General features: G+C 26.7%; 11 protein-coding genes and 1 pseudogene. 5 read left to right on the top strand and 7 right to left on the bottom strand.

Annotated elements, in window-relative coordinates:
• Window positions 1–92: 92 nt before the first annotated feature.
• From glyA to BN1173_RS03055, 3 genes are read right to left on the bottom strand one after another with little or no spacing between them, the layout of a single operon-like run.
• Window positions 93–1,346: a serine hydroxymethyltransferase gene (glyA, locus tag BN1173_RS03065; RefSeq protein ID WP_040236530.1), complete on the bottom strand. Its 1,254-nt coding sequence runs from the start codon at window positions 1,344–1,346 to the stop codon at window positions 93–95.
• Window positions 1,336–2,889, bottom strand: a complete 1,554-nt coding sequence (locus BN1173_RS03060) for a DNA-binding protein (protein WP_040236527.1) — start codon at window positions 2,887–2,889, stop codon at window positions 1,336–1,338. Before BN1173_RS03060 ends, glyA begins: the two co-directional genes overlap by 11 nt.
• A 3-nt stretch (window positions 2,890–2,892) precedes the next feature.
• Complete coding sequence (locus BN1173_RS03055; protein WP_040236531.1) at window positions 2,893–4,338, bottom strand: cysteine--tRNA ligase; 1,446 nt, start codon at window positions 4,336–4,338, stop codon at window positions 2,893–2,895.
• Between the two features lie 217 nt (window positions 4,339–4,555).
• Between BN1173_RS03055 and murB the strand changes: the two genes are divergently transcribed.
• A complete protein-coding gene (gene murB / locus BN1173_RS03050) occupies window positions 4,556–5,461 on the top strand; it encodes a UDP-N-acetylmuramate dehydrogenase (RefSeq protein WP_040236525.1) in 906 nt (301 codons plus the stop codon).
• Window position 5,462: 1 nt separating this feature from the next.
• On the opposite strand, the gene BN1173_RS03045 is transcribed toward murB, so the two are convergent.
• Together BN1173_RS03045 and BN1173_RS04855 are read right to left on the bottom strand one after the other, a co-directional pair.
• Entirely contained in the window at window positions 5,463–7,205 is a 1,743-nt protein-coding gene (locus BN1173_RS03045) for a methyl-accepting chemotaxis protein (RefSeq protein WP_246040043.1), read from the bottom strand.
• A 113-nt stretch (window positions 7,206–7,318) separates the two neighbouring features.
• Window positions 7,319–7,663: a hypothetical protein gene (locus BN1173_RS04855; RefSeq protein ID WP_246040042.1), complete on the bottom strand. Its 345-nt coding sequence runs from the start codon at window positions 7,661–7,663 to the stop codon at window positions 7,319–7,321.
• 196 nt (window positions 7,664–7,859) lie between these two features.
• Here BN1173_RS04855 and BN1173_RS03040 point away from each other — a divergent pair, with 196 nt between their 5' ends.
• Genes BN1173_RS03040 through argS form a run of 3 tightly spaced genes read left to right on the top strand, consistent with a single transcriptional unit; the run spans window position 7,860 to window position 12,423 of the window.
• On the top strand, window positions 7,860–10,079 hold the full coding sequence (locus BN1173_RS03040; RefSeq protein ID WP_040236522.1) for a methyl-accepting chemotaxis protein: 2,220 nt from the start codon (window positions 7,860–7,862) through the stop codon (window positions 10,077–10,079).
• 15 nt (window positions 10,080–10,094) lie between these two features.
• Complete coding sequence (locus BN1173_RS03035; protein ID WP_040236520.1) at window positions 10,095–10,673, top strand: hypothetical protein; 579 nt, start codon at window positions 10,095–10,097, stop codon at window positions 10,671–10,673.
• Window positions 10,666–12,423, top strand: a complete 1,758-nt coding sequence (gene argS, locus BN1173_RS03030; RefSeq protein ID WP_040236518.1) for an arginine--tRNA ligase — start codon at window positions 10,666–10,668, stop codon at window positions 12,421–12,423. Before BN1173_RS03035 ends, argS begins: the two co-directional genes overlap by 8 nt.
• A 31-nt stretch (window positions 12,424–12,454) precedes the next feature.
• Here argS and BN1173_RS03025 read toward each other — a convergent pair whose 3' ends face one another.
• A complete protein-coding gene (locus BN1173_RS03025; protein ID WP_040236516.1) occupies window positions 12,455–14,386 on the bottom strand; it encodes an AMP-binding protein in 1,932 nt (643 codons plus the stop codon).
• An 18-nt stretch (window positions 14,387–14,404) separates the two neighbouring features.
• Window positions 14,405–15,082: a CPBP family intramembrane glutamic endopeptidase gene (locus tag BN1173_RS03020; RefSeq protein WP_246040041.1), complete on the bottom strand. Its 678-nt coding sequence runs from the start codon at window positions 15,080–15,082 to the stop codon at window positions 14,405–14,407.
• Window positions 15,083–15,239: 157 nt separating this feature from the next.
• On the opposite strand from BN1173_RS03020, the pseudogene BN1173_RS04625 reads away from it, so the two are divergent.
• Window positions 15,240–15,475, top strand: a pseudogene (locus BN1173_RS04625) (ComEC/Rec2 family competence protein); the annotation flags it as partial.

The following is a 15,475-nucleotide window of genomic DNA, read 5'->3' as shown; positions in this document are numbered from 1 at the left end:
AATAAAAGGACTAAAAATCAAAATAAATGGCAACAATAAAAAGATAATCTGAAATAAATTATACACTGCAACAATCAACCTATAAATGCAAATTAAGGCATATCAAAACTACTAATAAACCCTATAACTTCTTGTTTTATCTTTCTAAGTTCATCCGTAGATTTTGTCTTTAAAGCTCTAATAATAAAATGAGCAACTTTAATAGAATCATCCCTATTTAAACCTCGTGAAGTAATAGCAGGAGCACCAATTCTAATTCCAGAAGCTACAGAAGGATTTTTAGAATCAAAAGGAATTGCATTTTTATTAAGCGTAATATTTACACTTTCAAGAATCTTCTCAGCATCAGATCCTGTAATACCTAAACCACTAAGATCAACCAAAAACAAATGATTATCTGTGCCACCACTAACTATTCTAAGACCCTCTGAAATAAAATACTCAGCCATAGCTTTAGTATTCTCTATAACCCTAAAAATATAATCTTTAAACTCTTTATTTAATGCCTCTTTGAAAGCCACTGCTTTGCCCGCAATAACATGCATTAAAGGTCCACCTTGAGTTCCTGGAAAAACACAAGAATTAACAGCTGAATCTAAAGTTCTCTCTTTATTATTATAATTGATCATCGTATTAAACTCTTTACCTGCAAGAATTAAGCCTCCTCTAGGACCTCTTAAAGTTTTATGAGTAGTACTTGTAGTTAAATGTGCAACATCAATAGGAGAATTATGAAAACCCGTAGCAACAAGACCTGCCGTATGAGCAATATCACATAAAAGATAAGCTGAAACTTCATTTGCTATTTCACGAAACTTCTTAAAATCAATTTCTCTTGAATAAGAAGATGCACCAGCAATGATCAAATTTGGCCTACATGCCTTAGCTATGTTTCTAACATCATCGTAATCAATCATCTCAGAATCTCTTGAAACACCATAAGAATATGCATCAAAAAACATACCAGAAAAACTAACCTTACTACCATGTGTCAAATGACCACCATGAGACAATTCCATCCCAAGAATTTTATCCCCAGGCTTAATAAGTGACATTATAGCAGCCATATTAGCTTGAGAACCACTATGAGGCTGAACATTAGCATAACTTGCACCGAATAATTCCATAGCTCGTGATATGGCTAAATTTTCAATATCATCAACAACAGAACATCCACCATAATATCTCTTTGAAGGATACCCTTCGGCATATTTATTGGTCAAAACACTTCCAACAGCTTGTCTCACATCTGATGAAACAAAATTCTCTGAAGCAATTAACTCAATATTTTCTCGCTCTCTTTTAGCTTCTCTTTCAATTAAATCAAATAGAATGTTATCTATCATTACTATTTTCCTCCAAAGTAATCTTATAATTCAAAGAATGATCATGACTTGTTAAGCTTTTATATTTAAACAACACCAAATCAACATATTCATCTAATAATAAATCATTATCATAATCTTCTCTATATCCATAATGGATATAATTCTCTGACATATTCAAAAAATAATTTGAGCTATCCTTAGATAATACTGCATTTATTATATCAAAATAAATAAAACCAATATGCTCTAAAAAAAACTCACACCAAATATGTTTTTGAAGTTTGGAAGACTTATTATCGAAATAAAATCCAATAGCATTTCTTAAAGGTATATTATGTCTAAAAAACAATAAATTAGTAAGCAAAATTAAATTATCAACTGAAATTTCTTTCATCTCAATAGATTTATCTAAAGCTAAATCATTATTTACAAGTGTAAAATATGATACTAAAGCATCAATAATAGATTTTGCCAATTCATAAGCGGAATCTTTATTATTGACATTCAAATTAATTGAAGTTAAATCAAACGAATCATAAGATAAATAATGATCTCTTTTATCTAAAACATAAGTTTTAAACTCACGTATATTAGCATCTGTACTTACCCTAATACTCTCCAAAGCTTTCACATCAAAAATATCTAAATTTAACTGAAAAGTCTTAACTTCAAAGTTAAAATGATACTTATCTGATTTCAAATTTTTAAAAAACAAATTATCTAAATTCAATAAAGTTCCATTATTATCTGCAAACTGAATTTTTTGTCTTTCATTTTCAACTGGACTTAAATAAAAAATATTAAAATTAATATTATCTAATATTTCATTAGAACTATTATGCTTATTCTTTAAAAAAGAAATTTCATGGGAAATTTTAAAATTTCTACCCTTCTTTAAATTCCATGCAAAAAAATTTTCATTAAATTTAAAAGGAAGTTTATTGCTCTTAAGTTCATCAACCACTACAAAAATTTCACCATTAATATTCAAAGTTTTAGGGGGAATAAATCTTATCTCCATCTCACTTAAACTCAATATATCTCTAGAGAGCACTTTATAAAGTTCATGTTTGGTTTGAATAAATATCTCAACAATTCCAGAATCTGACATTAAATTTTTACCCCTCAATACAACAGGAGTATTTGTCATTACAACTAAATTTTCCTCAAAAAAAAGAAAAGGACTATTGTCTTTTTCAAGTTTTATTGGAACTTGTCTACTAATAACAAGAAAAAGCTCATTACTAATACCTTGCCTATTTTTTACAAAAACAAGCCCAGAATTAATTTCATTAGTAATTTTAAAAACTACTCTCTCATTGCTCCAACTAATAATACTACTTTTCACTAAATAATGATCATTAATATTAACTTCTCCAATTTTATCACCCAAATTACGTCCTTTAATCACAATTACATCTTCATGAGAAGCAGGCATAGGTGATATTTCATAAATTACAGGCTTTAAATAAAACAAAAATCCAGAAAAAACAAATAAACCAAAAAAAATTAAAAAAATTAAACTTAAAATAAAATATTGTCCTCTAATAAATACTGCCAAAAACTATCCTCGCTTAACTTTAGTACCCTCTTCAGTATCAATTAATATAAAACCTTTAGAACGACAATATTCTCTAATTTCATCAGCACGTTTAAAATCTTTTTTCAATTTGGCAAATCGTCTCTCTTCAATCAAAGAATTCATAACATCATCAATAACTATCTTACTCCTGTCAATTTCTCTCAAAATTTCTTCCCGTAATCCAAGAGACAAAACTTCATCAAATTTAAATGCAAGTTTAAGTTTTGAAAGAGAGCTTAAATTATTATCCCTCACAATATCCCAAAGCAAAGCCAACACTTTAGGAATATTCAAATCAAAAGCTATTCTTTCTAAAAAACTATCATAATATTTATGTTCCAATAGAAACTCAACATTTTCATCATCCTGACTAAGTAAACTAATATCAAATTGACTTAATGAAGAATAATAAGAGGTCAACTTACTAAGCAAATTTTCTCTAGCCACTTTGCAAGCTTTTAAACTATGAAATGTAAATTTCAGTTGTGTTCTATAATGAGCAGTTAAACAAAAATATCTAAAATCTAAAGGTGAAAATCCCTCATCTTCTAAGTTTTTAATAGTAATAAAATTATTATTTGACTTTGACATCTTTTCATTTTCCATAATCAAAAACTCACCATGAATAAACATGTCACACCAGTTTTTACCTAAATAACATTCCATTATAGCTATTTCATTTACATGATGCACTTTAATATGATCAACACCTCCCAAATGAATATTAAGAGTACTATTAAAATAATTCAAATTCATTGTTGCACATTCTAAATGCCAACTTGGATAGCCAAATCCCCAAGGAGAATCCCACTTCATTTCTTGATTTTGAAATTTTGAATTTGTAAACCACAAAACAAAATCTGATTTATTCCTTTTTGAAAGATCTAACTCAACTCTAGAAACGGAATTTTCATTAATATCATTTAGATTAATGCCAGCCATTTGTCCATAATTTTTAAAACGAGAAATATCAAAATAAACATTACCATTTACAAAATAAGTAAACCCATTCTTTTCAAGAACTTTGACTACTTCTATCATATTCAAAATATATTCACTTGCAACAAGTACTTTATCAGGATATAAAATATTTAACTTTTTACAATCATCAAAAAAAGCTTTTGTAAAAAACTTGCCAATCTCACAAACAGTAAGACCTCTCTCTTTTGCAGCCTTTACTACTTTATCTTCTCCATCATCAAAATCACCTGTTAAATGCCCAATATCAGTAATATTCATTGCATAATTAACATTATACTTAAATAACTTTAAAGATTTAATAAGAAGATCCTCAAAAATATAAGTTCTAAGATTACCTATATGAGCATAATTATAAACAGTAGGACCACAAGCATAAATCTTAGTTTCACTTAAGTTCTTTACTTCAGATAAACATTTTGTTTTTGTATTGTATAACTTAAGAAGCATAAATACCATCAAAAATTAAGTTTAAAATTCAAAAGATATCCTAAAAAACTTAGGACTGACACAAATCTTTATATAACTTATTATAACAAGTCTATTACATTTAAAACAATTTGACAAATATAACTTATTCTATATAACCATATTACGTCTAGAGAACAATCAAAATTTGAAAAAAATAAATTAATCTATCTTGATTTAGTAAACAAATTTAAAGAATATAAGTAATTTTCTTAAAAAGATAAATATTCAACCTCAAACAACAAATCTGGCAAATTACACAACTTATAAAATAGGGGGTATTTCTAAATTATTCTTAACCCCTAAAACAATAGAAGATGCAAAACATATATTTAAAACAGCAATACAAGAAAAAATTAAAATATTTATTTTAGGGGGAGGCTCAAATCTATTAATAAACGATGAAGAAGAAATTAATTTTCCTATTATCTACACTAAACATTTAAATAAAATTGAAATTCATGACAATCAAATTACTGCAGAATGCGGAACCAATTTTAACGATCTATGTAACTTTGCATTGAAAAATGAATTAAGCGGACTAGAGTTTATATATGGACTTCCTGGAACACTTGGGGGCGCAATTTGGATGAATGCAAGATGTTTTGGAAGTGAAATTTCTGACATATTAGATAAAATCATCTTTATAGATGAAAATGGAAATTTTATATGTAAAAAATTTAATAAAAATGAATTTGCATATAAAATTTCGCCTTTTCAAAACAAAAATACTGCAATATTAAAAGCAACGCTAAATTTAAAGAAAGGTAATAAAAAACATATTGAAAAAATTATGAAACAAAATAAGCAAATAAGAATCAATAAAGGACATTACCTCTTTCCAAGTAGCGGAAGCACATTTAAAAACAATAAAAATTTTTTAAAACCCACTGGACAAATAATTGAAGAATGCAATTTAAAAGGACTCCAAATTGGAGGAGCAAAAGTATCACATTATCATGGCAATTTTATAATTAATAATAATAACGCTACCTCTAGAGAGGTTAAAACACTTATTGATAAAATAAAAACTCAAGTTCAAATAAAAACAGGGTTTTTACTTGAAGAAGAAATACTATATATAGGATTTAATCAGAAAAATTAAACTACACATCCCAAAATTCATTATTCATATTCTCAACAACATTTCTCATTCTAGCAATTTTTTCTTTAAACTCATTAATCAAAAGTATATGTTCACGCAAAGTTTCTAATGCATCTAAACTCATTTTAGAAACCTCAAATTCACTCAGATCACTATTCAAATTATGAAATTTGCCACTAATAACAAAATAACTATTAAATATTTCTTTACACATATTTTTAGTGTCTTTAATTTTAATGTCATGAGCTAAATACTGCTCTTTAAATTCACCTATTTCTCTCACATGTTTAGCAAGAGTAACATTAATTCTCTCATGTTGCATAGAATTATTATTAATATTATCTTGAATATCAATGAAATCTTTATAAATAGAATCAATTTCTGCACTTATAACTGAAATGATATTATTAACCTTTTTAAGTTCATCCTTGATAGTCGTTGAGTACTTACCAGAATTAATAGCAAGTTTTCTAATTTCCTCCGCAACAACCGCAAAACTCTTACCAGCATCCCCTGCTTTTGCTGCCTCAATAGCTGCATTCATTGCAAGCATATTAGTCTGAGCTGATATTAACACCAAAAGCTTATTTGCACTTTGAAGATTATTGGTTTGAGACAAAAGGTCGGAGAAATTTTTATTTACACTATCAAATACAGAATTCAATTCAAAAACTTTACTCTTTACTGTATCAATACTTGCAGAATTTGACACTACAACTTTATTAAAAACTTCTAAATTTTTATCTATTGCATAAAAAGCATTAGTATTCTCTTCAAATTTAGCAGCAATATCCAATATATTTTTATTATGCTCATTAATTGGATTAGATGTCGATTCAAAATCTTTTAAAATATTCATAACTGCTTTTTCAAATTTAGAAAAAGCATCTCCTATACCATCATAAGTAGTAAGACTATTATGCACTCTTTCTATACTTTCTTCTGGTATATTAATTTCGTTTAAACGTCCTCTTAATTCCTGTACATAAAATTTAATATTATTAATGATATTAGTAGTCTTTGAAAACAAATTATCAAATTCAGTATTAATATAAGAGAAGATAAAAGATTTATATTTGAATTCTGAGGTAGAATCAAGCTTTAAAATATCCTCTCTTTCCTTTTTTTGCTCAATTAACATTTTAAAATCACTAAAAAAGGGTAAAACAAACTTGATACATAGACAAAATATGATAAGACAAGCAACAAATATAAAACCTAAGAAAAATATTGCATTTGATTGAAATTTCAAAGGAACATGATTCATATTAAAAATAACGCCTTGAACCACCTGTCCAGCAATCTGAGAAGTACTTAAAAAATAAGAAGAAGTATTATGCTTTAAAATTTTTTTAACAATATTAGGATCGCTTCTAACACCTTCTATAACACTACTTAACACACTATTTGCATAATTTTCTGAAAAATTATTAATATTTAAGTCATTAAGATTTAACAATAAAGGTTGAAAATCTCTATCAATCATAAAAAATTCATAATTTTTATTGCTAAGTTTAAAATAAGAATTTAATTGATTTGCAATATCAACAAATAAACTATCAAAACAAACAAAAAAACAAATTACTCCTAATACTGCATGATTATCATTTATAAGTGGCATACTTACAAGAGAATAAAGCTTATTTCTTACTCTCTTATAACTTGAATAATAAACACTACGCTCCTTTACAGGTACAAAATAACTTGGATCCTCAATAATATTATTTATATCTAAATATCGCAAAATTTTTATTTGAAATTAAAACATTTTTTTCTACAGGAATATAAAAAACTCCCTCTAAAGAATTAGCTTCAAGAGGAATATGTTGAAAAATTTTACTTATATCATTAAATCCTTTAGAACTTAAAAAAAGTAGCAATACTTGTATTTAAATCTATAAATCTTAAATCGACATTTGAAACAAAATTATTTGAAACCTTATGTAATACATTTAAAACATTATTATCCTTAATCAAATTTTTCAAAACACTAACAGCACCATCATATTTATTCTTGATCTTAAAAGCCACATTACTTGAAAAAAGTTTAAAATCAGCCTCAATACGATTTAAATATTCATGTCTATAATTTAAATAAGCTTGACCTAGAAACAAAAAACCAAAGCAAATAAAAATAAAAAGCATGAGATAGAGAAAAAATCTCATATTTTTTAATTTAACATTTACCAAATCCTCACGCATAAAAAATTCTCCAAAATTCAATCCATAAAAATAAAGTTTCAAGCCATGTTAACGAATTATAGTATAATATAAATANNNNGTTTAGATTTTCTTTTTTAAAGAATCTTTGGACTTTAATTTGTATATTATTATATACNNAAATATATATAATACTAGTAAGTTATGATATTTTGTAAAAAGTTTTGCGAGGCTTTAAATGAAAAGAAACCATTCTAGTTCTACTCTTTTTTATAAATTTAATATTGTTATTGTAATTTACACAATAATTATTGCTATGACGATTTTCATATTATTAGAACGTGGATACAAAAAAATCATAACAACAGAACTTCAAAATTTCACGAAATTTGTAAATAACATAATGATAAAAAGTTTCTCTAGAGATACAAGAAACATGTTAATAGCTATTGACAACTTTGCAAAACATCACAATCAAAATATAAATAAACAACAAAATGAACATTTCAAAAATATCATAACTAGTGAACAATTAAGTTCATTTCCATCTTATATAAAGATATTAGAATACACAGATAAAAATGGTAAAATATTATATTCAAATAATGAGAGGAGGCTTCATACCTACATAAACCTGCAAGAAATGCAAAAAGACAACAACATAGGCAATCATCATACACTTATACTAAACCAAGAGTTAACAATAATAAATAACAAATACTATATACCAATGATTTACAAACTTCCTCAAAAAGAACAACACGATTTATATGACACAAATGATGCAAACATAAAATTAGAACAAAGTGAACGAATGGATCATAATGGATATGTTGTTTTATATGTAGACATATTAGAACACATTAAACAACTGAGAAATAATATATTTATGCTATTAGAAAGGTCTTTACTGGAAAAAGACAATCATCACAAAAGTTCACACTACTTCAATATATATGCAATGAACAATCAAGGAGAAATTTTTGGCGAAAAAAACGAAGATACACTTAAGCCCATCAAATTATCCATAAATGACCTATTTGAAAACAATACAAATATAACAAACCCACTACTTAATGCAATGACTAAAAGAAAAAGTAATTACAATATTAGCAACAATAATAACATAATATCTATAACAAGACTTACATCTTCATCTTGGTATCTAGCAATACAAATGAATCATAACAATATATTTTCAAACGAACTTAACAACATCAAATTAATGTCAGCATCAATAATAATTTTGTTTATAATAGNNATTAGATTTTTTATGAAACTACAAATAATAAAATTAATCATATCAAGTAACATATTTCTATTTAACAATATTATTCCAAAAGTTAAAGAAGGTGATTTAACTATTAAAATTAACTCAAAAGGAAAAGATTCAATAAGTGCAACCATAAACCATTTTGGATATTTCATTGAAAACTTAAAAAACGTAATAAATTCGCTACAAGGCAGGGTCAAGCTGTTAAAAGACAATGGTGATTTATTATTTAACGAAATAAATAAAGCTTATGATACAATAACAAATTCAAATAGATATATAGAAAAAACACAAGGAGAAATAGAAAAACAAGTTGAATTTATTTTAAACACAACAAATACAATTGAAAATCTATCTAAAAACATTGCATCACTTGATAATTCAATCGAAACCCAGGCTTCAAGCGTTGAAGAATCATCTTCGGCTATTGAAGAGATGATAGGAAGCATACAATCAGTTACAGAAATAACACAAAAAGCAGCAAAAAGCACAGAAGAGCTTAAAGCCTTCTCTGATGATGGAAGAAAAAAACAAGAAGAAATAATTATGCAAATCAAAGATATCTATAAAAATTCAACAAGACTACAAGAAGCTAATGCACTAATATCATCTATAGCCAGCCAAACAAACTTACTATCCATGAATGCTGCTATTGAAGCATCTCATGCTGGAGAGGCTGGTAAAGGTTTTGCAATTGTTGCAGAAGAGATAAAAGATCTTGCAGAACAGGTAACTTCACAATCAGAATCAGTAGCAGCATCAATAAATGAAATAATGGATTCTATTAACCAGACAGTTAAAACATCAGAACTAACAAATAAAGCTTTCAATCAAATATTTAATTCAATAAACCTTGTGGTTCAAGTCATAGAAGAAATAAATCATACCATGCAAGAACAATCAATCGGTAGCCAAGAAATTTTAAAAGCTTTAAACACAATGAGAGAAATAACATATGAAGTAAAAATAGGTTCAAATGAAATGTTTAGAGGAAATAAAGAAATAATAAACACAGTATCAGGTTTAGGAGAAATTAATATTACTGTATCAAACTCAATGAAAGGATTAAAAGAAGAGATCAAAAAACTAATAGAAGCCATTGAAAGTATCAAAACTTTTGGAACAACAAATTCAGATCATATTACAAAAATTAACACAGATACAAATCAATTTAAAACAAAATAATTCAAGGTAAATTTTATGAATAAAACAACATTTTACATAACAGACAAGTACTTAAAAACATCTTTAATGTTATTTCCAATTTTTGCATATACTAAAAATTTTTTAGAAGGAACAATAATATCAACTTGGATATCACTATGCATTTTATTGCCAGCAGTAATTATTAAAAAAATAGAATTTAAAAATCACATACTAGAAATTTACCTACTAATAATAGGACTAGTTATCAGTATAACTTATCCATTTATGCAATATGTAACGCCTATTCTTTATGAAAATTTACGATTTTCAATACCTATTTTGACAGTTATAATAATCTCTTTTCACAAAAATGAACCTTTTAAATCGCCAAGCATATGGCAATACTCAAAATCACCCATAATAATATTTATATCACTAAGTACAATAATTTCATTTTTCAGAGAAATATTAAATACTGGCAATTTGAAATTGTTTAATATTACATTTCAAATTATTAAAAATTACAACATAACAAAAATACCAGCTTATAGTTCAAATATTTTTTTAATAACATCTTTAATCTTTCTATTGTTGGGCATTTTAAAAAACATTAAAGGACAAAAGAATGATTAAAACAATAAAAGCAGATCTAGAAAATAAAATTCAAAAAACAATAAAAGAACTTGCATTAAGTTCAAATATCAAATTAGACAAAATAAATATAGTAATGCAAAAACCCCCAAAAAGTGAAATGGGAGATTTATCAATACTAATATTTAAATTTAGCAAAATATTAAAACTAAGCATGCCTGTAATCACTCAAGAGATAATAAAACAAATTGGAAATGAATATAAAACAAAATCAATGGGTCCCTATTTAAACATAAAATTTAACAGAAAAGAATACATTCAAAACACAATCAAGAAAGTCAATAAAGAACAAGAAAATTATGGTGCTAATAACTCACTCCAAAATAAAAAGACAATAATAGAATTTTCATCACCAAATACAAACAAACCATTACACGTAGGACATCTTAGAAATGACATTATTGGAGAAAGTTTGTCAAGAATATTAAAGGCTTCTGGTAGCAAGGTAACAAAAATAAATCTAATAAATGATAGAGGAACACACATTTGTAAATCAATGCTTGCTTACAAAAAATTTGGGAATAATATAACCCCTGAAATTGCACAAAAAAAGGGAGACCATTTAATTGGCGACTTTTATGTAAAATACAATGAATATGCTAGTCAAAATAGTGAAATAGCAGAGAATGAAATACAACAACTACTATGTCAATGGGAACAAGGAGATGAAAAAACAGTTCAACTTTGGACAAAACTAAATAAATGGGCAATTGACGGCATTAAAGAAACATATAATACTACAAACATTACATTTGACAAAATTTATCTTGAGAGTGAAATATTTAAAATTGGACGAGAAGTTGTAATTAATGGATTAAAAGAAGGTTTATGTTATAAAAGAGAAGATGGAGCAATATGCATCAACATACCTACAGAAAAAAACAATATAGACAATCAAAATTTTAAACAAAAAGTGCTCTTAAGAGCTAATGGCACATCTATTTACTTAACTCAAGATCTAGGAAATATAGTAGCTAGAAAAAACGAATTTGATTTCGATGAAATGATTTATGTGGTTGGGAGTGAACAAATTCACCACTTTAAAACTTTATTTTATGTTGCAGATAAATTAGGAGTTACTAACGAAAATAATTTAATACATTTATCATATGGAATGGTAAATTTGCCTGAGGGCAAAATGAAATCAAGAGAAGGAAATATAATTGATGCTGACAATTTAATTCATGATTTAAGTCAATCAACTATGTTAGAACTCAAAAAAAGATATGAAAATGAACAAAACTTACAAAAACTTGCATTAAATATATCATTGGGAGCCATTCACTACTATTTATTAAAAACAGCAATACACAAAGACATATTATTTAACAAAACAGAAAGTTTATCATTTACAGGAAATTCAGGTCCATATATTCAATATGTAGGAGCAAGAATTAATAGCATACTTGACAAATATAACAATCTAAATTTACCTAACAAAAATACTAATTTTGATTTACTAGTAAATGAAAACGAATGGGAAATAATTAAAATTATCTCCGAATTTGAAGAATATATAATTAAAGCATCAAAAGATCGCAATCCTTCAATAATAGCTAATTATTCTTATTTACTTGCAAAAAACTTCAGCACATATTATCAAGATACAAAAATAATAGATAAAGATAACATTGAACTCACACACGCAAGAATTGCTCTAGCAAAAGCAGTCTTACAAACAATAAAAAACTGCATGCATTTACTTAATATACCTTACATACAAAAAATGTAAATTTTATAAACTTAAATATACTAAAAATCTATTATAATAATTCACAATCATCTTTATTAAAGATAGACATTATCTTCTTATTATATTTCTCAAGTATATAATACCTCTTAAGTTTAAGGGTATTAGTAAGTTCGTCACCAATAACAAAAGCATCCTTTAACAAAACAAATCCAACAATTCTCTCAAAACTTTTAAATCCAGATTTAGGATTAACAATATCCAAAATGCATTTAGAATAAAATTTATTCACAAGTTCATTGGATAATAAATCATCATGAGAAGAAAATGCTATTCCACTAGAAATAGCCCATTTTTCAAGAACCTCAAAATTAGGTACAACAATAGCTCCTAAAAATTTTTGATCTTGTCCAACAACCACAACATTTTCAATAAACACAGATTTTGATAAAGCTCGCTCAATAGGTTCAGGCTCAATATTTTCTCCACCTCTTAGAACAATTGTATCTTTACTCCTTCCAACAATTGAAATTTCATCATTAATCGTAGCACAAACCAAATCTCCCGTTTTAAACCAACCATCTCTTGTTAAAACTTCCCTTGTCATAGTCTCATCTTTAAAATAACCACTCATAACCTGCGGGGATTTTACCCAAAGTTCACCTTTCTCACCTGGTGGCAAAACATTACCATTATGATCAACTACTTTATACTCAATATCTGGAAATAAAGGCCCAACAGTATTTGCAACAGGAGACTTAAGACGCCTCACACTCAAAACAGGTCCCGTTTCTGTAAGACCATAACCTTCAAGGACAACAATACCTACAGCCTTAAAAAAATAATCAACATAATCTACCAAAGCTCCCCCACCAGAAATACCAAATATAAATCTTTTTCCAAGTGCTTTTTTTATCTTTTTAAAAACCAAAATATGTCCCAAAAATTTAAAAGGAAAAACTAAAATTAATCCTATAAGATAAATAATCTTCACAAAAAACGAAATTAAAAAGTTGGATTTTCTATAAAGAGGAACAAGTCCTAAAAACTTCTCCATAAGCTTTACATAAAAAATTCCCACTTTCAAGAAAAAATTAAATAAAATTTTCTTTAAAAATGATTCTGATACTTTTTTAATAATCCCAGCCCTTATTCCTTCCCATATTCTTGGTACAGAAATAATCGCATGAGGATTTAAAGCTGCAAAATCTTTAAGCAAAATAGGACCTACAGGCTTAGAATAGGCAATTGATAGACCATTAAGAGCAACTATATATTCGCAAGTTCTCTCAAATGAATGCCAAAGAGGAAGTATAGATATCATTATTTGACCTGGTTCAAGTGACGGCAAATAATCATTAATTCTATCTAACTGAAAAATAAAAGATTCATGACGAAGCACAACACCTTTTGGAAAGCCTGTTGTTCCTGAAGTATATATTATAGTAGCAACATCTTTTCCAGAAACTTTCTCAAGTTCAAGATCAAACATTTTAGGATAATCTTTTAAATAATCATGCCCCAAACTTAATAATTGCCTATAAGAAATTATTGTAATATTCCCCAACTTATCTTCATAAAGCTTATCATCATCAATAACCACAACATATTTAACAAATTTAAGATCGTGTTTTTTAGCAATGATTTTTTGTAACTGTTTCGCATTCTCTACAAAGATAAAACTCGATTCAGAATGATTAATAATATAAGTCAATTCATCCTCAGATGAATCATTACCTCTTGGAACATCAATACAACCTAAGCTCATAACAGCTATATCAATGATTATCCATTCCCTTCTTGAATCAGAAATAAGAGCCACTTTATCTCCTTTCCTCATTCCATAATGCAAAAGACCAGATCCAACACTCTTAACTTCTTTCCAAAAATCAGAATATATTTGCCTCTTAAAATCTCGCGAATCATTCTCTTTATAAATAAAGATATCAAGATCTCCATAAAGCCCTATAATTTCATTGAAACGTTTAGGAACAGTATCTAGCATAAAACCTCCTTATAAAAGCTACTTTGAGTAATTTGACAAAAAAAGTAAAAAACTAACAAAGACATTATAAAAACTATGAACAAAAATTGAATAATATACATTTTTATATCTCAAATACATACCAGCAAAAATTATCCCAAAGATCAAAGACATAAAAAACCCAACAAATCCATAATAAGAATGCCCATAAGCAAAAACAGCACTACTAATCAAACTCGAAATGAATAAAGAAATTCCCATTTGTTTAAGTTTAGTAATAAAAAAAGATCTAAAAAACAACTCTTCAACTCCTCCTGTAAAAAGAGAAGTAACAACCATTAAAAGAAGTGATTGAGTACTCTTGATTTCCCAAATAAAACCAGAACTACCCATTTCCATCCAAGGTATCACGGACTCTGATGTAAAAAATAAAAAACACAGACATAAAATAATTAATACAAAAAAAATATAAACAAGCAACTTAACAAAAATTGCAAATGCTTGCCAAACGAAAACAAACTTAAATTTTGGAATATAAAATTCCTCCCTAAAATCACAAGAACTTGTTAACCTGGCAAAATGCACAATAAAAAGAATTTTAAAAAAACTATACAACCAATAAGAATAATGATTTTTATTAAAGTTCCAAAGGTCAACATTAACATTTTGAAAAGGGGAAATACGAGTCACTATAAAATAAGATAATAAGATTTCCAAAAAAGCATACTTTACAGGGTATTTATTCAACAATGTCATGATAAATTATAGATATATAAATACACGATTGTCAAACTTTATAATACTTAATACAAAAATGATCTAACATATTAATGATCTGATATATTTAAAACATACTTTCAAAAAGAGATTTCTAGTGATTTTTTTATTTATAATCAGTGCATTAAGTTTATCAATAAGATATTATCTAAAACTAAATTTAATATACTTAAATATAATTCCAATATTAATCTTTATAATCAAAAAAAATGCTCATCTCTCACTAACATTTATAATCAACACAAGTTTACTTATAATTTTTGAAATTAGTTTAATTTTTAATACACTTGAAAACAATTATTACCAAATAACAAACATTATTATCTATATCTC

This window comes from Borrelia crocidurae (assembly GCF_000825665.2).
In the GTDB taxonomy this organism is placed as follows: domain Bacteria; phylum Spirochaetota; class Spirochaetia; order Borreliales; family Borreliaceae; genus Borrelia; species Borrelia duttonii.
Note: the sequence above shows the minus strand (reverse complement) of the source record. Positions and strands in the feature narration are given on the sequence as shown.

What these genes read in the sequence shown, in the direction of transcription:
- glyA (WP_040236530.1), bottom strand. Translation starts at nt 1,346, where the DNA reads ATGATAGATAACATTCTATTTGATTTAATTGAAAGAGAAGCTAAAAGA.
- BN1173_RS03055 (WP_040236531.1), bottom strand. Translation starts at nt 4,338, where the DNA reads ATGCTTCTTAAGTTATACAATACAAAAACAAAATGTTTATCTGAAGTA.
- BN1173_RS04855 (WP_246040042.1), bottom strand. Translation starts at nt 7,663, where the DNA reads ATGCGTGAGGATTTGGTAAATGTTAAATTAAAAAATATGAGATTTTTT.
- BN1173_RS03035 (WP_040236520.1), top strand. Translation starts at nt 10,095, where the DNA reads ATGAATAAAACAACATTTTACATAACAGACAAGTACTTAAAAACATCT.
- argS (WP_040236518.1), top strand. Translation starts at nt 10,666, where the DNA reads ATGATTAAAACAATAAAAGCAGATCTAGAAAATAAAATTCAAAAAACA.
- BN1173_RS03025 (WP_040236516.1), bottom strand. Translation starts at nt 14,386, where the DNA reads ATGCTAGATACTGTTCCTAAACGTTTCAATGAAATTATAGGGCTTTAT.